A 25,121-nucleotide genomic window follows, 5' to 3' on the forward strand; every position below is an offset into this window, starting at 1 on the left:
AGAAATGATGATGAATGTTCTGTATAGCCAGGTTTTTCAGTACATTGCATGGATACTTATTGCTGTAGTTGTTATAATAATGATTCGTTATTTCTGGCTTTCTATTTATGAAAAATCATATTATCCTGAACAGTGGTCATACTTTTTGAAAAAAAATAAAGTTCCCGAAACTCTTGTTCAGCTTGAGAAAGCGTATGATGACAAGATACGGTTTTATAATTTCTGGTTCCAGGTTGAACGGTTAAAAAATGAAAACATAAAAGGTTCATTTGCGGAATTAGGAGTTTACAAAGGTGAAACAGCGAAGATCATTCATGAAATGGATAAGTCGCGAAAACTGTTTCTTTTCGATACTTTTGAAGGATTTAAAAAAGAAGATTTGAAAAATGAAACGGGTGAGGCAGCAACATATTCCACAAAAAATTTTGCTGATACTCATGAAAAAAAAGTTCTGGAATATATAAACGGCGACAGCCATATTATCATTAAAAAAGGTCATTTTCCTGGTACTACAGAGGGGTTGGAAAAAGAGGTTTATGCTTTTGTAAATATTGATGCCGATCTATATAATTCAATAAAAGAAGGCTGCAATTATTTTTATCCTCGTTTATCTCCCGGTGGAGTTATGATCATTCATGATTATAATCACAAGTGGGAAGGTGCTATGAAAGCAGTAAATGAATTTGTAAAAAATATCCCTGAGAACTTAATTGAAATTGCCGATATGCATGGCTCGGTGATGATAATTAAAAATAAAAAATTAGCTTAAGGATTTCTGAAACCTTAGTAAATACAAGCTATTAATAACAAACCATTTTTGTTTTTCCTTGTATTTATTTTTTAGCTGCAACATTCTTATCTGTGCAGTAATTATATTTCCAAAAATATAATTTTCAAAAGGTCGTAAATTGAATTTTTTTAAAACGATATTACATTTAACAGAAATACTGTCGGGCGAAATATTCTGTAAAATATTTTCAGTATAAGGAGTAATGTAATTTAAATCACTTTCGGTGATCACTTCTAATTTTATTTTAGCAATGCCCGACGCAATCATATCAATTTTTTTGGCTGCTGCCTGCGAAAGATCGATAATGCGGTTGCTGTATTTCGGACAGCGGTCATTAATTTTTACAATCACATATTTATTATTGTAAAGATTGGTGATTTTTACCAGTGTTTGAAGAGGCAAAGTAGCATGGGCTGCTGTGTATTTTTTATTATCAAAGATTTCACCACTTGAAGTTTTGTGTCCCTGGAAAGCGTGATGATAATATGTAGCATGCCCCGTTTGCTCTATTTTTTGGGCATTCGCAATAAAACAAAATAAAATAAAAATGAAAATAAATAACGCTTTTCTCTTATTCAGAGTCATCGTTTATGATTTGGTTAAACTTAAATTATTTTTACTTTTATATTAGAAACAAAATATCTTAAAAACTTTTAAATACTTATGTGGCTTGAAGCCGGTAATTATATTAATCAGACAAATAATAACATCAGGGCTGCAAATATATAAAATATATTTAATATGTTAAAATTCAGATGATACAGTAAATAAAATAAACTTTTCTGTATTTTTTTTAACTTTACAATCTAATCAACAATTAATGTTTATGAATTATATCCTGGATATATTGTCACTTATTGGAATAGTTGGATTATTCCTTTTCAGCATGAAACTGATGAGTGAGAGCTTGCAAAAAATTGCAGGTAATGGGATGAGGAATATTATCAAATATATTGCTTCATCACGTTTTAAAGCTGTAATGTCAGGAATAATACTTACCGCATTAATACAGGCTTCAGCAGTTGTAACAGTAATGACCGTAAGTTTTGTTAATGCAGGCATGTTGTCACTTACTGAATCGATAGGGATTATAATGGGTGCTAACATTGGGACAACAATAAAAGGATGGCTTATTTCAATGGTTGGATTAAATACAGATATGGGTGTAATTGCTTTACCGATTTTAGGATTAACTTTTCCATTTCTTTTTTCAAAGAGCAACACAAAAAGAAACTGGAGTGGATTTGCAGTAGGATTGGCGCTGCTTTTCATAAGTCTCGATTTTTTGAAAATGTTTTTCGTGGGCATGAAAGAAAACACAGCGATTTTTGAATTTTTATCAGGGCTGACAAGTTATGGCACTGGTTCAATATTAATTTTTGTTTTTGTGGGGCTTATTATTTCTGCTCTTGTACAATCGTCGAGTGCTGCTTTTGCAGTAACCATAGTGTTATGTAGCGAAGGTTGGATACCTTTTGAATTGGGCGCTGCAATGATTTTAGGTGAAAACATCGGAACAACAATTACGGCTAATATTGCAGCAATAGTAGCCAATGCAAAAGCAAAACGAGCAGCATTATCGCATACTTTGTTTAATGTTATTGGTGTGATATGGGCTGTTATTATTTTTCATTGGCTATTAAAAGGCATAGAATGGGCAACAATAGAAATACAGGGAACATCGCCTTACGAAAACAATAATGCCATTCCTGTTGCATTTACTGTTCTTCATTCGGCGTTCAATATAATTAATACAATTCTATTGGTAGGATTCATTCCCGGGCTTGTTAAGCTTACTGAATGGATTATTCCTGTGAGAAAAACAGAGGATGAAACTACAAAATTGAAATACATCCAATCACAATTTTCTTCTTCTGAAATGCAATTCATGGAAGCCAAAAAAGAAATTGCATCTTTTGCCCGTCGTGGGAAAAAGCTTTTCGCGCTTCTTCCATCACTAATTCTTGAAAAAGATGAAAAAGAATATGAAAAGATTTTTCAAAAAATAAAAGAACAGGAAGATATGATGGATAAAATGGAAGATGAGATAAATGATTATTTGAATATTATTTATTCGGGAGAATTGAGTGAGAAAGGATTGAAAAAAGTTAAATCAATGCAGCGTATAGCTAAAGAGTTGGAGAGTATTGGCGATACGGTTTATCATATGGCTAAAAGTATAAATCGGAAAAACAAGGAAAAAGTTTGGTTCAATCAATACCAGCGCGATAATATTAAAAATATGTATGACCTTTTATTTAAGGCTTGCGATGTGATGATTGAAAATCTTGATAGTGATTACGACAGTGTTGCTATTGACAAAGCGCAAATGCTCGAACTTCAAATCAATAAGTTGCGTAAAGATTTATTGAAAGAAAATTTTGAAAAAATTGATGAAGAATATAATACTAAAAGTACAGTAGTATACTTTGATCTGATAGGTTCTTCCGAAAAAATGGCAGACCATATTTTTAATATAAACCAGGCTATTGCAGGGTTGAAATAAAAATTATTTCTTTATTATAATATCAGGAGTTCTTATTGTATTACTCAGATTGAGCGAACGGTCGGCTATCTGAACATCAAAGCAAATGGTATCGTACGGAGAATTATAATTATTGATATTAAGTTCAATTTCCACATCTCCTTTTATTGATTTGTTTACTCCGTGAGGCGTAACTACCGGAATGCGCGAATTATTTGTCATAGGCAATTCAACAGCTACATACGTTCCTTTTTGTTTTTCGTAATACGTGATAAAAAGATTATAATACCACTGACTACCGGTATTGTAAGGATATAAAGTGTCGGAAGGTGCCAGACCTATATCGCCATCCCCGTCAGTAAAGGAGAACTTTAGAATTCCTTTATCATCAAAATTTTGGAGATTGTCAATTTTTAGGAAATTAACATATTCAATGTAAGGAATGATAGGATATTCAACTTTCTCTTTGCATGAAAATAAGAGTGCAGATATCGAAAAAATAAGAATAAATAGTATTTTTGATAGCGCTTTCATAATAAATGTATTGTAAAAGTACATATTTTAACGAAAAAATACAAAGCTTATTATAAATTGAATAATAAAGAAGAAATATTTAAAATTAATACAGAAGAAGAATTCAATCGTATTTCTTTAGAAGTTTTTAAATATCAATTTGAGATAAATAAGGTATATCAAAGATTTGCTAAATGTTTTATACAAAACAGCGATGATGTAAAAAATTATTTTGACATCCCATTTCTCCCTATTGAATTTTTTAAAAAAGAAAAAATTATTTGCACTGATACTTTGCCGGAGATTGTTTTCAGGAGCAGCGGTACATCGGGTATTGGTGAAAGCTGTCATTATGTTTCCGATTTATCAGTTTATAAAACAAGCGCTGTTAAAGGATTTGAAATGATTTATGGTTCTTTAAACGACTACACCATACTTGCATTACTTCCCTCGTACCTTGAACGCAGCAATTCATCACTGGTGTGGATGATTGAACATTTTATTTCATTAAGTGATTACAAAAACGATTGCGGTTTTTTCCTGGATGATCATAATACATTAATAAAAAAAATAAAAATATTAAAAGATTTACCTTCGCGAAAGGTACTGCTATTGGGCGTTTCTTACGCGTTGCTTGATTTAGCTGAAAAAATAAATTTCTCTTTAGAAAATATTATTGTGATGGAAACCGGTGGTATGAAAGGAAAGCGCAAAGAAATGGTTCGTGAAGAATTACATGAAATACTTTGTGAAAAGATAGGAATTGCTGCTGTTCATTCGGAATATGGCATGACAGAAATGCTCTCGCAGGCTTATTCACAGGGAAATGGAAAATTCAAATGTCCTCCGTGGATGAAAATTCTTATACGAGAAACCAACGATCCGCTTACATTTGCAACTACAGGAAAAACGGGTGGCATAAATATTATTGACCTTGCAAATATTAATTCCTGTTCGTTTATTGCAACACAGGATTTAGGGAAACTCCATAATGATGAAACGTTCGAGGTACTTGGAAGGTTTGACAGCAGCGATGTTCGCGGTTGTAACCTGATGGTAAATTAAAAATTAAAAAGATTTTAGTCATTGAATAAAAAAAGCGAAACAATAATTTGTTTCGCCCGCTTTTTATTATATGTAATGATAAAATTATTTCGAATACAATGCAATAATTTTCAAAATAACCTGGACTGCCTTTTCCATGCTTTCCACAGGAACATATTCCATTTTACCGTGGAAGTTATGTCCGCCTGCAAATATGTTGGGGCAGGGAAGTCCCATGAATGAAAGTCTTGCGCCATCGGTTCCTCCGCGGATAGGAACAACTTTCGGAACAATGCCAATTTCTTCCATTGCTTTTTTTGCGGTTTCAACAATGTGAAATGTTTTTTCAACTTGTTCACGCATGTTGTAATATTGATCTTTTATTTCAAGAACGACTGTATTTTCGCGGTATTTGGCGTTCATGTAATCGACCGTTTGTTTGATGAAAACTTTTTTAGCTTCAAATTTTTTACGGTCATGATCGCGGATGATATATTGGATGCTGGCATTTTCAACACTGCCTTCCATTTTTATCAGATGATAAAATCCTTCATAATCCTGTGTGAATTCAGGTCTTTCATTAACAGGTAACATGGCGTTGAATTCCATGGCGAGAATCATTGCATTTATCATTTTATCCTTAGCATACCCGGGATGAATGTTTCTTCCGTTGAAAATAACTTTAGCATGAGCGGCATTGAAATTTTCATATTCAAGTTCCCCAATACCGCCGCCATCCATGGTATAAGCAAATTCTGCATTGAATTTTTCCACATCGAATTTATCAACGCCGCGACCTATTTCTTCATCAGGAGTAAACCCAATTTTTATTGTTCCGTGTTTTATTTCAGGATGGTCAATTAAAAATTTTACGGCAGTCATTATTTCAGCAATTCCTGCTTTATCATCGGCGCCAAGTAATGTATTTCCATCAGTAGTTATTAGTGTTTGTCCTATGTATTCTAATAATTCAGGAAATTCTTTAGTGGAAAGAACAATATTTTTTGTTTGATTCAAAACAATATCTTTACCATCGAAATTTTGAAGGATCTGCGGATTCACGTTAACACCGGGCATATCAGGGCTTGTGTCCATGTGAGCAATGAAACCTATTACAGGGATTTTCTTAGTAGTGTTAGCAGGAAGTGTAGCCATCAGGTAACAATGTTCATCGAGTGAAACATCTTTCAGCCCCATTTCCTGAAGTTCGTTTTGTAATATCTTTGCAAGATCAAATTGTTTTGATGTGCTTGGATAAGTCTGTGAGTTATCATCAGACTGTGTATCGATTTTTATGTATTTCAAAAATCTTTCAAAAACTTCTTTTTTCATAAATAGTAATATTTAAAATTTAACCACAGAGAAAACTGAGTACGCACAAAGAGCACGGAGTTTAGTATCCATGTATTAATCGTTTGATACCATCTTTTAATTTAACTACATTAAAATTTATTAGCAAACCAATTCTGCATTTAGATAACTTCAAATATGTCAAAACTTGTGCAACATGAATATCATTTATTGCATCAACTGATTTTATTTCAATAACCACGCTATTTTCAACAAGTAAGTCAATCCTATAACCGCATTCCATTTTTATTTCTTCATAAATTAAAGGAAGTGGTTTTTCTTTTTCTACAACTAATCCTGATTTAATAAGTTCATAAAATAAACACTCTTTATAAGCAGACTCAAGTAAACCAGGACCAAGATTGCTATGAACTTTAATTGCACACCCAATAATCTTTTCCGTTATTTCATTTTCTTTCATTCTCTCTGTTGTTTCTGTGCCTGCTCGGTGAACTCTGTGGTTATTTTTAATCTTCTTCTTTAGCCCGGAATGATTCCCATACAAAGTATGCTATAAGCCCTATAAAAGCAACTAAAGCTGTTACCTGTGCTCCAACAGAATTTTCATCACCCCAAACTTTAAGATTCAGTACTTCACCATCACCGGTAAAGAAAATGATGAATGCACCAATTACACCAAATAATGCTGCTCCTGCAATAAATCCCGATGATATAAGAATACCACGTTGAACACGGGAATTAGCCAGCTTTTCATTTTTAGTACTTTTAGTAAACCAATGATTCAGCAATCCACCAACAACAAGAGGCGTGTTAAGAGGAAGCGGAATGAACATACCTAATGCGAAAGCAAGAGGAGATATTTTAAGCCAGTTGATCAATATGGAAATAATTGCTCCTATGCCAAGTAAAACCCAGCTAACACCAGCGCCTGACATCAGCGGTTCAATAATTGCTGCCATTGCATTTGCCTGTGGTGCGGTCATTGGATTCGGGTGTTCGGGTGTTTGAACAAAACCATATGCCTGGTTTAAAATAAATATAACAATACCAACAGTTGCAGCAGAAACTAATGTCCCCAGGAATTTAAATGATTCTTGTTTTCTTGGAGTAGTTCCAAGCCAGTAACCAACTTTTAAATCGGTAATAAAACCTCCTGCCATTGACAATGCAGTACAAACAATTCCTCCAATTATCAATGAACTTACCATTCCCTGCCAACCTCTTAATCCAACGGAAACAAGTACAGCTGAAGAAAGTATCAAAGTCATTAATGTCATACCTGAAACAGGATTAGAGCCAACAATCGCTATTGCATTTGCGGCAACTGTTGTAAAAAGAAATGAAATAATCAGTACGGTTAATAAAGCTACGATTGCTTGTACCAGCGTAATTTTAACTCCGAATATCAGGAAAATAAAAACGGCGATCAATGCCAGAAATATGAACAACATCACAAAAGACATTTTCAAATCTTTTTGTGTTCTTTCAACTTTGGCTTCAGCATGAGTTTTTGCTCCCATTCCAAAAGCCAGTTTGAAAGCACTTCCAATTACTCCTGATGATTTTATAATTCCTATAATTCCGGCCATTGCAATAGCGCCAATTCCGATAGGACGAACATAAGCTTTGAAAATTTCTTCTGCTGTCATGGCATCAAAAGGATTTACTCCTCCGCTTAATGTTGCCGAAAGATTTCCAATTTCGTTGACCAGAGGTATTAGAACTAACCAGGATAATAATGATCCAACAGTTATGATCAGTGCATATCGGAGTCCAACCAGATAACCAAAACTAAAAATCAGGGCGCTTACATTGAATTTAAGAACCATTTTTACTTTGGTGGCAAGTGTTTCTCCTATAGGAATAATACGTGTTGTAATTTCTTCACTCCAAAGTTTAAATGCGGAAAAGCAAAAATCAAAAATGCCACCAATTAAACCACTAACGATAAGTAGTTTTGCCTGGGTGCCGCCTTTTTCGCCGGTCATAAGGATTTCTGTAGTAGCTGTAGCTTCGGGGAAAGGAAGTTTTCCATGCATATCTTTTACAAAATATTTGCGGAAAGGAATAAGGAATAAAATTCCTAAGAAGCCTCCCAATAGTGATGAAAAGAATATCTGCCAAAAATCAACCTGTATTTCTGGATACTTTGCCTGAAGAATATATAGGCCGGGGATTGTGAAAACAGCACCTGCTACAATTACTCCTGAACATGCCCCGATTGACTGGATAATTACATTCTGCCCGAGCGCATTTTTTTTACGCACAGCGGCTGAAGCTCCTACGGCAATAATTGAAATAGGAATGGCTGCTTCAAATACCTGTCCTATCTTTAATCCAGAGTATGCTGCAGCTGCTGAAAAAATAAGAGCCATTAATAATCCCATTCCTACAGACCATGCTGTAACTTCAGGAAACAGGCTGCTGGCTGGCATTACAGGTTTGTATTCTTCTCCCTCTTTTAATTCGCGATAAGCGTTTTCGGGTAAACTTTTAGTTTCAGTAATTTGTTCTGACATAATTATATTATTTTGAAAGGACTAAACTATAAAAATTATTTGAATAAAATGGAGAATTATTAAATAGGATTTTCTTGATATTTAATAAATCCGAATATATCAATGATATGTTCGTTTGGATTGATATAAAATACTATTGTATACCCTTTATAAATTAAATCTCTTATATTTTCATTTTCAAAATAAATTGACTTTCTGTGTTTGTAAGGATTGGGAATGATATTGTTTATTTCTTTAATAATATCATTTTTAAATTTCCTTGCTCTTGGAGGGCTGTCTTTTGCTATATAATCAACCTGCTGTGAGAGCCTTGAAATAAAAGAATCTTTAACCCTTATTTTCATTTTTTTTAATAATGTTTTCAAGATTATTTTCCAAATCTTCTATAGAATGATAAGTGGCATTTCCTTCTTTTACCTGATTAAATTCATTCAGAAGGTAGTTTTGTATGGATAAGTATTTCTCATCTTCGGTGATTACTTCAATCTCATTTTTTTTAAATTTTCCCAGTAAACGCATGAGATTATTATAAATGTTGTCGCTAACGCGTATCCGTAATGTTTGCATGTTTTCTTACTTTAGAAACAAAGATATTATTTTTTTAGAAAATATTTTTAAATTTTATCTAAATCAATTTCCAATAATTCATCCCATTTTGTAGTAAACTTTTTTGAAAGCTTTTCCTGCCTGAGCTTCCATCTGCGGTGTGTACCCTGTATGGCATATTTTACAACATCTTTTCCCATAGTTGCAGTGATGCGGTCGAGAACGGGCATTATTTTTTTTTGTTTACTTCTGTCAATGTTATCCCAAAAGCTGAGCTGTTCGTGGGTTGCAGGAATTAATTCAGTAAACATCACTCCAGCTTTTTTATATCGGTATCCTTTTTTAAATAATAATTTTAGAAGTTTTGCAGCATGTTCAATTAGTTCGGGAGTATTGTTTGTAGGAGTTGTAATATGAAGCGTTTTAAAATTCACGTATTTTGGATCATCCGAAAAACGGTTTGTCATAACAAAAACCGTTATTACGGTTACGTAAGAATTTTGTTTACGCAGTTTTTCAGCACATCGTGATGTGAAAGTAGAAACCGCTTCTTCAAGAATAGAGTACTCGGTAACAGCTGTTCCAAATGAGCGTGAGTGGGTAATTCCTTTTTTACCTGGCGGATTTGATTCCATCGAAATGCATGGTTTTCCGCGAAGCTCCTCAACTGTTCGTAACCCAACTATATGCAAATGTTTGCGTATCCAACTGTCATTCATTTTTGATAAATCCAATGCATTGAGAATATTTTGTTCTTTCAAAAATTTTGAAAATTGCCACCCGATACCCCAGATATCGTTGACCGGTGTAAGTTTCAGTGCTTTTTCAAAATCATTGCTGTTGGTCAAATCCATTACCCCGTTAAAGGCATCATGTTTTTTTGCAAGATGATTGGCTACTTTAGCAAGGGTTTTTGTTGTACTGATTCCAACAGAAACAGGAATGCCTGTCCATTGCAAAACGGTATTTCTGATTTTATGTCCATATGCTTCATAATCTTTTATATTCATACCTGATATTTCAAGGAAAGCCTCGTCAATACTATAGATCTCAATATCTGATGAAAAGTTATTAAGTATTTCCATTACACGATTCGACATATCGCCATATAATGCAAAGTTGGAAGAAAATACGGCAACATTATTTTTTTCAATAATATCGGTCATGTGAAATGCAGGCTCTCCCATTTTTATTCCGATTTCTTTAGCTTCTTTTGAGCGCGAAATAACACAACCATCATTGTTTGAAAGCACCACCACGGGCTTATTTTCAAGCCGGGGAGAAAAAACTTTTTCGCATGAAGCATAAAAACTGTTGCAGTCGATTAATGCAAATATTTTTTTCAATGAGATGTTCTTAGAATTTTTAAGTGTGTTATGTTTATACAAAAATAAAGAAAGCCCGGAAGATTTCCGAGCTTTCAAAATATTTGTTGAGAAAATTAATTGATAACAATTTTCTTGTAACCTACATTTCCATTTTCATTATATTTCAATAAGTAAACGCCTTTTGAAAGATTACTTAAATCAATTTGTTTGGTGAAAATAGTATTATCTTTTGCAATGTTTTCAGAGTAAACAGTTTTTCCAACAAGATCTACGATATCAATATTATAATTTCCATTGATTGAATTTATAATTGATAAAGTAATATTGTCGGTAGCAGGATTAGGATAAACGCTTACAGTTTGGTCTAACAGTTCAGCAATGTCAACAGTGCTTTGAACCGTAACATCTTGTGTTGAAGTCATTAAATTAAAACCGGTAACAGTTAATTTAGCAGTAGCACCGGCAGTTAACCCATGAGTGATTGTAACCTGTCCTGAAGCATTAGTTAAAGCAGATGTTGGTTGATTGGTACCATCCCAAATTGAAACCAGTGCGTTTGCAAATGGAGTTCCGTTTACAGTAACTGTCGTTGTAAATGGGTCGGTGGTAACAATGCTGTTTGATAAAACGATATCTTTTGGAGTATCTGTTCTGATTTGTAATGCAGGGTCGCCAAAGACAGTCCAGGTTTTCATTGTACCTAAATAAGAGCTCATTTCTGAATAAGCTAATGCACCACCATTTACTACAATTGAACCAAAATGAGTTTTTCCATGGTCAGTGTTAGTACCTGACTCGGGGTTGGTGTATGTATGTCCTCCAACTACCATATCATTCAGGTAGTCTTGTCCTGCCATTGGTTCGGTCCAATCCTGACTAACAGATGACATAAGTGCTGCAACTGCACCACCACCTGATTTACGTAACCATGCTTCAGCAAAACAAATGGATGAACCATTAAAATTTCCGTTAAGACAAGCAACGCTGAAAATAAACGGAAGTTTTTCTCCATTTGTCAAACTGTTAACGTTAGTATTACTATAATTTGTGGATACCCATAAGTTATAATCTCCGTGTCCACAATAATTAGCAATACTTACTCCACCATTAACTGCTGTAGAAACATTACTTGCAGAGTTAGATTCTAATAACGTAGCGTTAGATGTGTAAGTAAATTTACTTAACTTATTATTATAAATATTTGCAACATGTGAATAATCATATTCGTTATCATCACCTTGGCCGTTTGAAGCAGGACTGCCAATGGTTAAAGATTTTTTATACCAGGTACCGCTGGCTGTAGGTGTTTTTTCGTAATTAATGGTTTTGTTCACTTGAGTTGTAACATCTGTTGTTGAAGAAACTGAAAATCTTCCAACACATATATCTATGTTGTTATCTGTACCGACAACACAACCTAACATTGGATCTGTTGCGCCTGTTGTCTGATTATAACTAATCGTTGGAGATTTCACATCAGCATAATCGCCAACTAATAATACATAAAATAGTTTTGTATTTGCAGTATATGCATTTTTAATTGTTGTAGTTACATCAGTTCCTGCTGTTACAGTTTGTAAAGTAACACTATATCCCATTTGTTTTTTCCAGTCGATGTATGGCTGAACAGCGGAAGCATAAGTAGAAGTAGTAATAACTAATATATCACCGGTTTCACCTACTTCGTTTGACCAGTTTGTTTTATTATTATCAAAATTGATAAATACATTTTTGTACATATCCAATGCTTCATTCACTTCAGTCTTGCTAATACTGGTTAGTGGATTTACAGGTGTAGTATTGTTTTCAGTAAGTTTAACGTTAATGGTATTATATACTCTTAATATCTTTTTTGCAGCATTATACTGCATAGGGTATACATATACACTTGTTCCTCTAACATTCCTGATAATAAAAGGATCGACAGTTGTTGCAAGGTCAACAGGATACCATGCATCAACTAAAGAAGCCGGATCAATTTCATAAGGAATTGTTGAAGGGTCCTGGTTGCGTGTAATAGTTCCTCTTGAAGGTAAGAGCGGAAAATCCAAATTATAATCAGTATATGTTCCGTTTTCAACTTCCATAGAAACATTTTTTTCTGGATCTAATTGAACGGTAGCATGTATAATAGGTAATTCAGCGTATCCTTTTTTATTAGTAGATACGCCATTTTTTTCAAATTCAATAGATGAGTATGTAACTCCATTTTCAGTTCTTTCTGTGATTTTAAAATTATCAATAGTAAAAAGTAAATTCATAACGTTACTTTTTACCTGGTTGAATTCAACAGAAAAGTTTTTTCCTTTTCGGTTTACTTGTGCAGAGCTGTTAAGCCCCATAAAGCAAAGTGCACTAATGACGATTATCGTCATAAATTTAAAGTGTAAATAATTTTTTTTCATAATGTTTTAGAGTTTGGTGTAATTAAATTTTAATTTATATTCATTTTTGTTTGTATTATTTTAATATTAATTTTCTTGTTATAGTTTTATCATTTGTAGTAAGTATACAGTGGTAAATACCTGCTTTATATTTTTCGGCGTTAAATGTTAATGAATAATTTCCGGCAGGTTTATTTAAATCATTTGCAAGCGTTTCTATTTCTTGTCCAAAAGTATCGAATACTTTTATTTTTACATTACTGGTTTTCTCAATACTATAATTAATAGTTGTTGAATAAGTAAATGGATTCGGGAAACAAGTCATTGCATTATTACCAATATTCACATCATTAATAGATAAGCTGGATATAGCAATAGGTGGGAAAAGAATATAATCAATCCACGCGCAATCATCTCCATTTGACATGGAATAATCTTTAATATACGACCATTTGAAAGTAGTTGTCCCTGGTGTTACCGGGAATACCTGGCGTGTCCATCCCATTTCGCCTGACCAAGAGCCTGCTTCAACATCATTGATATAAAATTTTAAAAAGTCATAATTACTTTCTGATGATACTTTTGCATAGAAAGAAATACTGTCGTCAGCAAGAACATTAAATGTAATACTTATGTCTGAATTTTCCTGATTCGGAATAGTTCCTGATTTTGCAGAATAAATTCCTTCGTAAGGTAATGTATTTAAAATAACCCATGGATATGTACTTTGTTCCCAATCAAATTTTGTAATATCGCCTGTTTCCCAGTCTTCATCAACAATTCCAATCATTAAATTAAATGGTTTTTGTGCTGAGTATAACCCTGATGTTAGAGTATTATTTAATGATAATATACTTCCATTAACAGCTGTTGGGTTAACCGTTATATTAAATGTTGCATTTGAAGCTCCTGAAATAGCATTTAGTGTCCCAAGGTTTGTATTTGCATTGATAATTGTAGCATCACCTTCACTCAAAGATAAATTGCTAAATGAATTTATTGCATCGGAATGTCCAATATTTGTAGATGAAATAATAATATTGGCATTTTCTCCAATATCAAGTCTTCCATTGCCATTGCCTGTTGCATTATCATCAATAGTTATATCCCCTATTGAAAGCAAAGGTGCGTTTAAAACAACATTAAATGATACGTTCCATGTATTGCTTCCATCAGTAACTACAATAGTAAAGTGTACGATATGCTGGTCGGGAACATAATTGGCTACAGTAAATGCAAATGCATTATTTTGAGTAGAAGATAATCCATTAGTAATAGTGCCCCACGTAGCTGTACTATCAGTAATAGTTATATATGTATCGTTTGTTCTAAGTTTTGCTGTAACATTTGATGCTATTGCTTGGCCAACATTTTGAAGTGTTATATCAAGTGTAATGTTTTCACCAAAATCAGCAAGACCGTTATTATTACCTGTTGCATCATGTAGTGTATTACTTGTATAAATCACATATGGGCCAGTTGGAGAAGCAACATCTAATGAGTCAATAAATGGAGCTCTGTTTTGTTTTGTAGCAACAATATACGCTTTACCGGGTATTGTAAAAGGATCTATATTAATTGTAGCAACGCCATTGGAATCGGCTAATGCAGCGCCATGTAAAACATTTGCCATTGAAACAGCAACATAAGCCCAGGGTTCAGTATTAACCGTAAAACTTGATGAACCAAGCGGAATAAGTGGAGTATAACTTGCATCTAATTGAGCGGGTACACCAAAATAAATCATAAGAGAAGGGTCACCCATCAGGTGATATATTTCCCAATAATATTCAGCTTCACTTGAGCCCGATTGAGTAACAGCAAGGTTTCCTGCAAATACCATTTGATCTTGCGAAGCATACCATTCGCTGCGTGCTTCACTATGGTCATGAAATGTTCTGTCGTAAGCACCCAGTGAAGTTGCGCTATAGGTTGGGTTAACAACAACGGTTTTATAACCTGTTCCCCACCAGAAATCTTCATCCCAAGTAGTAGTGTTTGATCCTCCAATATAGCCAACAGCTCCTTTGTTGCTTGCACGTAAGAGTTCTTCTCCAAAACAGTCGCCATCAAACGTATTCGTTAAACAACAGTTTCCTACCATTAATGGATATTTATGTGCATTAGCTAAACTGGCAATTTGTGAAATAGAAAATTGCGGATCGTACCATCCATCAGAGCTTCCGTGTGCTGTATAATTTGCATAACATACTCCGTCGCTTATATTTTGTCTTATAGTAGTTGCACTGCTTCCGGATACGGAATATAAATAAGTGCTTGATGTTAGTCCATGTGCAATATTAAAATATGTTGAAGTACCATAATTGATTTGTCCGTCGCCATGTAATGGACCGTAAGTAGCGTCTTGTCCTGCAATCATTACACATTTTCCAAGATAAGAGGGATCGGGCATTAAGTATTGTTCATACTCCAAAGTTTTATCAATTTGTGGTTGTAGTTGAACGGTTGTAGATGCTGAAAACCTTCCGTAATATATTTCAGGAAGATAATCACCGGTGTATTCGCAATAATATAAATCAGAAACATGAGAGCCTGTATTGCCTGAGAATGAAGGGATTTCAGCAACATCACCTACAAGTAAAACAAATGAAGGAGCCGGGTCAGATGGAGTTGCATTATCATATAAATTTTTTAAATAATTTTTTATTGAAGTTGTAGTTGTCCCAACCTGTGAATCGTTGGTATAAGCTTCAATGACCTTAAATCCTTTTTTTGTTTTCCATTGAATGAAAGGTTGAAGTTGCGACTGAAAAGTAATGGGAGATACAATTACATACTTTACAGGATATGTTGTAAGTGCATCTTTAGCAGCTGATGTTTTATAATTTACCAATTGATTAGAATACATACTCTCAAAATAAGGAGAATAATTTTTTTTCTTTTCATACATGGTTTTAGTAATATCAGCGTCATTGAAAGTAATTTCAACTTTAATATCGTTATAAATTTTTATAGTATTTGTTACAGGATTATATCTTACAGGTGCAATATCAAGTCTTCCAATTCTTACACCACGCATCGTTCCTATAATATTTACATCAACAAGATCATCACTGTTATACTGGTTTGAAGAATAAGTTACAGGATTATATTCAAAATCAGGAAGTTTTTTATTCAGGTCTTTTGAAACAGGCGGTTGTGAAGGCATTAGCTTTTCGCTGATTCCGTAATCGGATAATTTATATTCAGTTTCTGTATAGTTAACAACTTTTACATTAACCGTAGCTCCAAAAGGAATTTCAATCAATTTTCGCAGCATTGGAAGTTTAGGGTCTCCTATGTGATTTGAATAACCATAATCGGGAATAGAAAGCTCATAGAAAATTCCTTTTTCTGTTTTAACACTTTTATATGTTAATTCAGTAAATGTGTTTGAAAAAGAAAGTTCATTATAATTATTGGCATTGATTTTTAGAGCTGATTTGCCTTCTCTAATTTTAATTTCACCCGCATACATATTAGTACTTAAAAGAAAAAATACAGAAAGAAAACTGATGTAAAAAAATTTTAAAATTATTTTCATTTAATATGTTTTAGTAAAAAATAGCATAAGTGTTTTTATTAATTTATCTAACAAATATACGTAGAAAATTAGTTTTAAAAAAATAAATCTAATAAATATTTAAACTATATCATATATTAAATTTAATATATGATAGCTTTTTATATTAAATATTCGGCGATAAACATAAAAATTATTATGAAAATCTCAAAAACTTCAACTTAAAATAAAGAGAAATATTAAACAGAAAGGTTGTTTTTGCTGAGAATTATTTTTTCAGATTTAATCCTGTTTTTTCAATAATGGAATAAAGGTCATCTTTGCGAATAGGTTTACTCATATAATCATCCATTCCAGCTTCAAGGCATCGTTCCCTGTCCCCTTCAAGTGCATTGGCAGTTAAAGCAATAATTTTAGGTCTGATATGGGCGGGGATTTTATCAACAATTATTTTTGTAGCTTCAAATCCATCAATTACAGGCATCTGAATGTCCATAAAAATAAGGTCGACGGATTCATTTTCAATTATTTCTAATACTTCTTTGCCATTAGTTGCAACCATAGCACTATAGCCAAAGCTTTCTAATATTTTAAGCATAAGCTTACGGTTAATCATATTGTCTTCGGCTATAAGAATTTTAAACGGGTATTTTTCTGAAAGCAATGAACCTTCACGTTTCACCGTATTTTTTTGTTTATCAGTTTCCATGAAAGTAGTATGTTCTTCAGGTAATTCGGTTTTTATTGAAAAGAAGAATGTTGTTCCTGACCCTTTTTTACTTTCGACCCAGATTTTACCACCAAGCAGTTCCGACATTTTTTTACAAATTGCCAGTCCAAGCCCTGTACCCTGATATTTTCGCGTTAAAGGCTCTTGCTCATTTTCCTGTTCATAAGGAGAAAAAAGTTTTTTCTGTAATTCATCAGATATACCTACTCCTGTATCTTTAACCGAAAAAATCAGCTCTACAATATTCAATTGTTTTTTTCCTGTTTCTAATTTCAATTCAATATCACCATGTTCAGTAAATTTTATTGCATTGCTTAATAGGTTCGCAAGAATTTGTTTCAATCGTTTTTTATCGGTAAAAATAAAACCGGGTACACCTTTTTTAATATTGTATGACATCCCGATTTTCTTTTCAAGTGCAGCCGGAGAAAATAATTTTAATGATTCTTCAATGGTTTCTGTAAGGCTAAATGTCGTGTTTTCCAGTTTGAATTTGCCATATTCCAGTTTTGAAAAATCAAGGATATCATTTAATAATAATATCATATTTTCACCACTGATACGTATCATATCAACCAGGTATTTTTGTTTGGAATTAAGGCTGGTTTCGAGCAATAGGTCGGTAACACCAATAACTCCCGACATAGGAGTACGTATTTCGTGGCTGACAAATGCAATAAAATCAGACTTGGAACGATTGGCACGTTCTGCTTCTTCTTTTGCTCTTTTTAATTCTTTTTCAGTATTTTTATATTCTGAAATATCGGCAAATATGCTGAATGCTCCCAGGTACTTATTATTTTTCCCGAAGCGTGGTGTTGCCGTTACCCTTATAACTCTTATAGTTTTATCTTTTCGGGTGATTTCAGTAAGGTAAGTACTTTTTATTCCTTGTTTTCTTTGTTCTGTTTGTTCCAGGCAAACTTTTAATTGTTCATCCGTTGTGAATTCACGAATATTTTTCCCTACTAACTCTCCCTTGTTCAATCCAAAAATATATTCTGCTGCAGGGTTTGCAAAAAGAAAATTTTCTTTTTCATCAACAATACTAATCCCTTCGCTTTGATTTTCGACCATGGTACGGAAAAGACCTTCTCTTTTACCTAGTTCTTCAAAAGATAAATTATCGTTGGTATTTAAGATTTTTAAATCAATATTTGAGTTATTGTTATATTCGTTTTGAAGGGAGTTTAATAAATGAATTGCCTTCTGCTGTTCTTCTACCGGAAAATATTTTTTAATATTTTCTTCAAGATTTTTTATATTTAAAATTTCCATGTTTTGCCAATCGGTCTGATTCGAATGGATAAAATTAAGAAATTTTTCGATAGAATTATTTTTATCAATTGAAAATAAAAATTAATATTGCAAAGTGAATAATATATGAAGACAATTATTGCTATAGCATTTTTGATTTTTTCTTATGTGTTAGGATTTGCACAGGATTCGCTGGTTTTTAAAGGACATTATAGCGGTAAAAATTTGTATGTATTAAATCCTTCGTGCGGTAAAGATACGATATTTACTGTTTCGAAAGTGCTTGTTAACAGGGAACCTACTAAAGATGAAATAAAATCAAATTCTTTTGAAATTGATTTTTCATTGCTGGATTTGAATAATGATGAAAATGTAGAAATAAAAATATTCTATAAAAGCGGATGCAAACCAAAAATAATTAACCCTGAAGTACTTCAATCACTAAGCACATTTTCATTTATGAACACAAAAGCTGATAAAGCCGGAAAAATAACATGGAATGTAAAAGGAGAAGTTTTTAGTGCATTCACTGTTGAACAATTTCGGTGGAATAAGTGGGTAACTGTAGCTGAAATTGAAAATACAGATACGGTAAAGAAAAATAATTATGCTTACGATAGTAAACCTCATTTTGGACTTAATACTTTTCGTATTTCACATACCGACGAAAAAGGAAATATTGTTTATTCAAAACAAATAAAATTTAAAATTCCTACAATTAAAGAAGTTTTTATTTCTGCTCTTAAAGTTACCGATGTAATTACTTTTTCTTCAGAAACAGCTTATGAAATTTTTGATGATAAAGGTAAATTCATTATGGATGGGACAGGTACACAAGTTAATATTTCCGATTTATCAAAAGGAAAATATTCGGTGAATTACGATAATAAAACTGAAATTATTTCAAAGAAATAGTTGAATATACAGTATTCCCCAAATTATTATTTATACCGACAGAAAAGAGTTTTGCAAAAATATTTTTTGTTTTCTGTACGGTATAACTCGTTCTAAACAGTTTTGCCTTTGCAAACCTGATAAGAACGAGTATACTTAGTAAAATCAAAGAATTTAAAATTTTTCTTGTTCTTCAATAGTACGTTTTGAAATTTGCCGAACAGGAAACCACGAGGTAATGATACCAATTACCAGATCGATAATTAATACAAGAATAAAATCATAAGTTCGCATTTCAACTGGATAGTTGGTTATAACAAAGGTACCGTCATCGGGCATTTTTATGAATCCATATTTTTGTTGTAACCAGCAAACCAATACTCCAAAAGCCAATCCCAGCAATGTCCCGAAAAATGTGATCATCATTCCTTCTGTAAAAAATATTTTCCTGATAAGTTTTTTATCGGCACCCAAGCTCCAGAGAATAGTAATATCTTTTTTCTTGTCAAGTATGAGCATCGTAAGTGTTCCAATAATATTGAATGTTGCAACCAATAGTATAAAAGAAAGAATAAGTATAATGGCCCATTTTTCCGATTTCATTATTTTGTATAATAATTCCTGTTGCTGGAAACGGTTTTTAATTACAAATTTATCACCGGAAATTTTTTCAACTTCTTTTTGTATGGTTTCAATATCAGCATTGGGATTTATACCAAGTTCTACAGAGGTAACTTCATTTTTGTAATCCAATAATTTTTGTGCGAAACGCAATGGAATAAGAATATACTTTATATCAAATTCCTGGTTAACAGAAAGAACTCCCGAGGGGAACAACACTTCTGAATTAAATGCCTCAAGAGGGTTTAATAAACTTACATCCCCTCTGCGGGGTACATATATTTCCAAAGGATTAAGATAATCATTCAGTTGCAAACCCAGGTTATATGCCACGCCATTTCCTACTAAAGCATAATTATTACTGTCGTTTTGTAAAACAAATACACCATCGATGATCATAGTATCCAGCCTGCTCATTTTCCCATAGTCAGGGTTGATGCCTTTTATAGTTGCGATAAATTGTTTGTCTTTATACTTTAATAATGCATTTTCTTCAATAACATCGGTAAGGTAAACAACACCGGGAATTTTTTTTATTTTATCTTCAGGCAATGTGGTAACGTCAAAAGTTTTTCCTTCTTTAGGCGTAATCTGAATTTCGGCATTAAAGGTGTTGAACAGTTTAACTACTACCGATTCAAACCCATTGAAAACACTGAGTATTACAATAAGCGCAGTGGTGCCGATAGTAAAACCCAGGACAGAAATACCGGAAATAATATTTATTATGTTATGCGATTTTTTCGAGAACAGGTAACGCTTTGCTATGTATAACGAAGTGTTCAAGATTTTTTGATTGTTATTTTTTTAAAAGGTTCTCTATTTTTTCTATATAATCAAGAGAATCGTCGAGAAAGAAATCCAATTCAGGAATGACACGCACTTGTTTACCTATGCGGATTCCAAGGTTTTTCCTGATTTCTTTTGTGTTTTGTTTTATTTTTTCCAGTATATCTTTTTTATCGATACTTCCTGTTGAAAAAATACTTAAATATGTTTTAGCAACACCAAGGTCGGGTGATACGCGAACCTGTGTTACAGTGATCATTGCATTGGCATACATGCCGCGGCTTTCGACCTGGAAAATATTACTCAGGTCTTTTTGAATAAGTCTTGAAACTTTTTGTTGTCGTGTGCTGTCCATAATAGGCAAAGGTAATATTTATATATTAAATAGATAATATATAATATCAAATTGAAAATTGTGATTCTATTTATTGATTGTAACGACTATAAAAATTTATCTTTGTATCAAAATTATTTTTTCGATGAATTTTTTTTCAAAAATATTCAGCTATTTACTTTTTGGGTTGCTGCTTTTATTTTCATTACTGCCTTTTTGGTTGCTTTATATTTTATCGGACGCACTTGCTTTTATATTGTATGGTGTTTTGAAGTACAGAAAAAAAGTAGTATACAAAAACCTTGCAGGAAGCCTTAACCCGGATATTGACATAAATAAAACCGCGAAAAAATTTTATCGTTTTTTAGCCGATGTTTTTTTAGAATCAATCAAATGTTTTACCATTCGTAAAAAAAATCTTTTAAAAAGAATTACTTGCGACAATCCTGAAATAATGGAACAGTATGCAAAAGAAAACCGCAGTGTAATTTTCATGTCGGCACATTACGGAAATTGGGAATATTTGATTTATGCGATGAATATTTTTTTTCCTCACCTTGCCATTGGCGTTGGGAAACCCTTGACAAACCAGGTGATGAATAAACTTACCAATGATAGAAGAAGCCGATTTGGAATGAAAATTATCAATGCGCTGAATATAAAAGAAGAATTTGCAAAAGATAAAGATACATTAACAGCAAGTTTATTTTTATCCGACCAATATCCGGGAGGCAAGAACAAAGGGTTTCCAAAAATATTTCTGAATAAAGAAACTGAATTTTTATATGGTGCCGAAAAATATGCGAAGGATTATAATTATCCTGTAGTTTATGCAGATGTGGAAAGATTAAAACGCGGTCGATATAAAATTCATTTAATAAAAATTACCGATGAACCAAAGCAAACGGCTTACGGTGAAATTATGAATTCATATATTTCTCTCCTTGAAAAAACCATTCAGCGTGCGCCCGAATACTGGCTTTGGTCGCATAAACGCTGGAAACATATTGATGGATTTTATAACTAATAAAAAAATATTTCAAATAAATATTCTTAAAATTAGCCAACCCTAAGGTTAAAACTTTCGTCTTCCTAAAAAACGATACTAACCTGTTATTTAAAAACTATTTTTCAAAACCTGATATTTATGAAAAAACTATTTGTTTTAATATATTGTTTTGCATTTGCATTATATATAAATGAAAGCAAGGCACAATGTGTAAATGCCGATTTTTCACTAGGTGATTTTACAAACTGGACAGGTTCAACTGGAGAAAATATTTCTGGAGTATATAGTAATTTAGTAGCTGGCATTGTTGCAGGTACAATAAATTCTCTTCCATCAACTCCGGGAAGACAAACAATTATAAATGCTCCAGGAACAGATCCGAATACTCAAAATCTTTTAAGTGTTTTACCTCCTGCATGGTATTCTTGTCGTTTAGGGAACGATTTATGTTCACAATGTGTTGGAGGAAATCCGCAGGTGGAAAGATTGCAATATACTTATAATGTAAATTCATCAAACAGTATTTTTACATATCAATATGCTTTGGTTTTTCAGTTACCTTCCGATTTGAACCATGACAGTACAGGTATGCCAAAATTTACTGTTGAAGTTTTGAATCAATCAGGAAATTTGATTGATTCCGTTTGCGGGCATTATGAAATTTCAGCTGCTGGAACACTTCAGGGATTTCAGAAATGTAAATCGCTTTCAACAGTTTGCTCTCCTAACGATAGTGTTGCATGGAAAGACTGGACAATGCAAAGTTTTGATTTATCAGATTATATTAATCAAAATGTAACTATACAGTTTACAACATATGATTGTGCTCAGGGAGAGCATTTTGGTTATGCATACATTTCCTGCTATTGTGGTTCATTAGAATTAGTACAACAAAATTGCGGTTCTTCTGATATTGTTACCGCTCCTGCTGGATTTACCAATTATATCTGGTCATACGAAGGAACAACTATTAATACTGTGACAAATACGATAACATTAGATTCTGTAGTAAATGGAACTATTATTTCTTGTGAAATGATTCCGGTAACAGGACTATTATGTACAGATACACTTTCTCTCATTTTAATTATAGATAATCCAATTATTACATTTACTCCGTCTGCGCCAATAATTTGTTTAGGAGAATCGGTAACAATCAACGCATCAGGAGGAGGTGCTTATGTATGGAGTACAGGTGTTTCGGGATTATCCATAACAGTAAGCCCTGCAAGCAATACTATTTATACTGTTACGACTACTACCCCTTTAGGTTGCACCAGCTCTGCTGATATTATTGTAATAGTAAATCCGTTACCATCTGGTGTTATTTCTTCAACACCGGCAAATTGTGGGATTAATAATGGGACAATTACAATAACTCCAAATGTTGGAACAGCGCCATTTACATATACATGGAGTACAAATCCAACTCAAACAACACAAACTGCAGCAGGACTTGTTAACGGTATATATACTGTAACAATAACAGATGCAAATGGTTGTTCTTCTTCTATATCTGGCGTGGTTTATGGAATTTCGCAACAAGAAATGCAGCTTACTTGTAGTGTAGATTCTGTTTCCTGTTTTGGCGGAAATGATGGAAGCATTGCTGTTACCGCATGTGGAGGAACACTCCCATATACATATCAATGGAATACGGTTCCAGTACAAACCACTTCTATTGCTGATAATCTGCCTGCGGGTATATATACTGTAACAGTTACTGATTTTAATGATTCTACAAAAACTGCAACAATTAATCTTTTTCAACCTTCCCAATTACAGCTTACGGTTAGTGCTGATTCTGTTACATGTTATGGGCAAAGTGATGGAAGTGCTACTGTTGTTGTTAATGGAGGGACTCCTCCTTATAATTTTATATGGAACACATCTCCACCACAAATAGCAACAACTGCAACCGGGGTATCTGCGGGATCATATACAGTTACAGTAACTGATAATAATGGATGTATGGCAAATGCAACTGTTGTTGTTTGTCAACCAACAATGCTTTACGTTTCTCTTATTAGTGAAAATGTGCAATGCGATAGTGTATGCAATGGTATAGTAAATGCTATAGTTGCAGGTGGAACTCCTCCTTATAATTATAATTGGAGTAATAGTGTTTCAAGTGCGAGTATTGCAGGTTTATGTCCGGGTTCGTACACCATTACAGTTACTGATGCTAATGGTTGTTCCTATGTTGATAGCACTACCGTTGGTACAAGTAATCATGTAGAAGCAAGCTTTTATGCAACACCTGCATCGGGAAATATTCCACTTAATGTAAGTTTTTATTTTATGGGTTCTGTGTCATCATCTAATACTTATTATTGGGATTTTGGTGACGGTAACACTTCAAATATCGCAAATCCTTCGCACACCTATACTGTTGCTGACAATTATAAAGTTGAACTTACTGTAAGCAACGGGAATTGCTCATCAACCTATCATATTTTTATTGATGCTGGGAATACAAGCTGTTATGCCATGTATAGCATTTATCCTGATACAGCTACTTTGCATCATTACTATATTGTTAATATGACGAATGGTGTTCAACCAATAAAATATTTATGGAGTTGGGGTGATGGAACACATGATACTATTCCTTATCCAAGTCATACATACAATGCAGCCGGAAATTATCTTATATGTCTTGCTATTACTGACTCTAATGGATGTACCAGCACTTATTGCGATTCATCAATAATTAATAAATCTATTAATACTATAATTTCTGTTGATGTCATTCCTTCAGATAATTCGGGAATAATAGAACACGAGATATTTGATACGTTTAATATATTTCCTAATCCCGCAAAAGATAAAATTGAAATATTATTGTCTGAGAATTTAATTTTAAGAAATAATAAAATAGAAATATATGATGTTGTAGGCAATTTGACATTGTGCAAAAGACTAGAAGGGAAAAATACAATAATTAATATAGCTAATTTAACTAAAGGTTTGTACTATGTAAAACTAAGTAGTGAAAAAGGAATTATAGTTAAGAAATTTATTAAAGAGTAAATAAATGTTTT

19 protein-coding genes are annotated in these 25,121 nt (G+C 33.0%); 6 read left to right on the forward strand and 13 right to left on the reverse strand.

Translation table 11 applies throughout. The annotated features are described in order from the left end of the window. The first annotated feature begins 10 nt into the window (after window positions 1-10). The gene (locus tag PKK00_00535) at window positions 11-769 is read left to right on the forward strand and encodes a TylF/MycF/NovP-related O-methyltransferase (GenBank protein ID HNW96877.1); all 759 of its coding nucleotides are present in this window, start codon (window positions 11-13) and stop codon (window positions 767-769) included. Here the strand turns inward: PKK00_00535 and PKK00_00540 are convergent. Next, the gene (locus PKK00_00540; protein HNW96878.1) at window positions 761-1,375 is read right to left on the reverse strand and encodes a septal ring lytic transglycosylase RlpA family protein; all 615 of its coding nucleotides are present in this window, start codon (window positions 1,373-1,375) and stop codon (window positions 761-763) included. The two genes, PKK00_00535 and PKK00_00540, sit on opposite strands and share 9 nt — an antisense overlap. Before the next feature lie 241 nt (window positions 1,376-1,616). Here PKK00_00540 and PKK00_00545 point away from each other — a divergent pair, with 241 nt between their 5' ends. Then, window positions 1,617-3,296 carry a Na/Pi cotransporter family protein gene (locus PKK00_00545; protein ID HNW96879.1) on the forward strand — a complete coding sequence of 560 codons (1,680 nt, stop codon included), beginning with the start codon at window positions 1,617-1,619 and terminating at the stop codon, window positions 3,294-3,296. A 3-nt stretch (window positions 3,297-3,299) separates the two neighbouring features. Here the strand turns inward: PKK00_00545 and PKK00_00550 are convergent, their stop codons facing one another. Next, a complete protein-coding gene (locus PKK00_00550; GenBank protein ID HNW96880.1) occupies window positions 3,300-3,809 on the reverse strand; it encodes a hypothetical protein in 510 nt (169 codons plus the stop codon). A gap of 57 nt (window positions 3,810-3,866) precedes the next feature. Between PKK00_00550 and PKK00_00555 the strand changes: the two genes are divergently transcribed. Continuing rightward, window positions 3,867-4,853, forward strand: a complete 987-nt coding sequence (locus PKK00_00555; GenBank protein ID HNW96881.1) for an acyltransferase — start codon at window positions 3,867-3,869, stop codon at window positions 4,851-4,853. 84 nt (window positions 4,854-4,937) lie between these two features. On the opposite strand, the gene pepT is transcribed toward PKK00_00555, so the two are convergent. From pepT to PKK00_00600, 9 genes are all read right to left on the reverse strand, one after another. Beyond that, window positions 4,938-6,164: a peptidase T gene (gene pepT / locus PKK00_00560; protein HNW96882.1), complete on the reverse strand. Its 1,227-nt coding sequence runs from the start codon at window positions 6,162-6,164 to the stop codon at window positions 4,938-4,940. A gap of 61 nt (window positions 6,165-6,225) precedes the next feature. Next, a complete protein-coding gene (locus PKK00_00565; GenBank protein ID HNW96883.1) occupies window positions 6,226-6,603 on the reverse strand; it encodes a GxxExxY protein in 378 nt (125 codons plus the stop codon). A 46-nt stretch (window positions 6,604-6,649) separates the two neighbouring features. Further along, window positions 6,650-8,662 carry an oligopeptide transporter, OPT family gene (locus PKK00_00570; protein HNW96884.1) on the reverse strand — a complete coding sequence of 671 codons (2,013 nt, stop codon included), beginning with the start codon at window positions 8,660-8,662 and terminating at the stop codon, window positions 6,650-6,652. A gap of 59 nt (window positions 8,663-8,721) precedes the next feature. Beyond that, on the reverse strand, window positions 8,722-9,006 hold the full coding sequence (locus PKK00_00575; GenBank protein ID HNW96885.1) for a type II toxin-antitoxin system RelE/ParE family toxin: 285 nt from the start codon (window positions 9,004-9,006) through the stop codon (window positions 8,722-8,724). Further along, the gene (locus PKK00_00580; GenBank protein HNW96886.1) at window positions 8,990-9,229 is read right to left on the reverse strand and encodes a hypothetical protein; all 240 of its coding nucleotides are present in this window, start codon (window positions 9,227-9,229) and stop codon (window positions 8,990-8,992) included. Before PKK00_00580 ends, PKK00_00575 begins: the two co-directional genes overlap by 17 nt. 47 nt (window positions 9,230-9,276) lie before the next feature. Then, window positions 9,277-10,554, reverse strand: a complete 1,278-nt coding sequence (locus tag PKK00_00585; GenBank protein HNW96887.1) for a Y-family DNA polymerase — start codon at window positions 10,552-10,554, stop codon at window positions 9,277-9,279. Between the two features lie 95 nt (window positions 10,555-10,649). Continuing rightward, window positions 10,650-12,911 carry a C25 family cysteine peptidase gene (locus PKK00_00590; GenBank protein ID HNW96888.1) on the reverse strand — a complete coding sequence of 754 codons (2,262 nt, stop codon included), beginning with the start codon at window positions 12,909-12,911 and terminating at the stop codon, window positions 10,650-10,652. Window positions 12,912-12,996: 85 nt separating this feature from the next. Next, window positions 12,997-16,464, reverse strand: coding sequence for a C25 family cysteine peptidase (locus tag PKK00_00595; protein ID HNW96889.1), 3,468 nt, complete (start codon window positions 16,462-16,464; stop codon window positions 12,997-12,999). Between the two features lie 247 nt (window positions 16,465-16,711). Further along, window positions 16,712-18,451, reverse strand: a complete 1,740-nt coding sequence (locus PKK00_00600) for an ATP-binding protein (GenBank protein HNW96890.1) — start codon at window positions 18,449-18,451, stop codon at window positions 16,712-16,714. Between the two features lie 105 nt (window positions 18,452-18,556). Between PKK00_00600 and PKK00_00605 the strand changes: the two genes are divergently transcribed. Then, window positions 18,557-19,345, forward strand: coding sequence for a hypothetical protein (locus PKK00_00605; GenBank protein ID HNW96891.1), 789 nt, complete (start codon window positions 18,557-18,559; stop codon window positions 19,343-19,345). 153 nt (window positions 19,346-19,498) lie between these two features. On the opposite strand, the gene PKK00_00610 is transcribed toward PKK00_00605, so the two are convergent. Together PKK00_00610 and rbfA are read right to left on the reverse strand one after the other, a co-directional pair. Beyond that, window positions 19,499-20,731 (reverse strand): FtsX-like permease family protein, encoded by a 1,233-nt coding sequence (locus PKK00_00610; protein HNW96892.1) that lies wholly within the window; start codon window positions 20,729-20,731, stop codon window positions 19,499-19,501. Between the two features lie 13 nt (window positions 20,732-20,744). Continuing rightward, a complete protein-coding gene (rbfA, locus tag PKK00_00615; protein HNW96893.1) occupies window positions 20,745-21,089 on the reverse strand; it encodes a 30S ribosome-binding factor RbfA in 345 nt (114 codons plus the stop codon). 124 nt (window positions 21,090-21,213) lie between these two features. Between rbfA and PKK00_00620 the strand changes: the two genes are divergently transcribed. Beyond that, the gene (locus tag PKK00_00620) at window positions 21,214-22,095 is read left to right on the forward strand and encodes a lysophospholipid acyltransferase family protein (GenBank protein ID HNW96894.1); all 882 of its coding nucleotides are present in this window, start codon (window positions 21,214-21,216) and stop codon (window positions 22,093-22,095) included. A 120-nt stretch (window positions 22,096-22,215) separates the two neighbouring features. Further along, entirely contained in the window at window positions 22,216-25,110 is a 2,895-nt protein-coding gene (locus PKK00_00625; protein ID HNW96895.1) for a PKD domain-containing protein, read from the forward strand. The last annotated feature ends 11 nt before the right edge of the window (window positions 25,111-25,121 follow it).

Source organism: Bacteroidales bacterium (assembly GCA_035353855.1).
Classification (GTDB): Bacteria; Bacteroidota; Bacteroidia; order Bacteroidales; family CG2-30-32-10; genus DAOQAK01.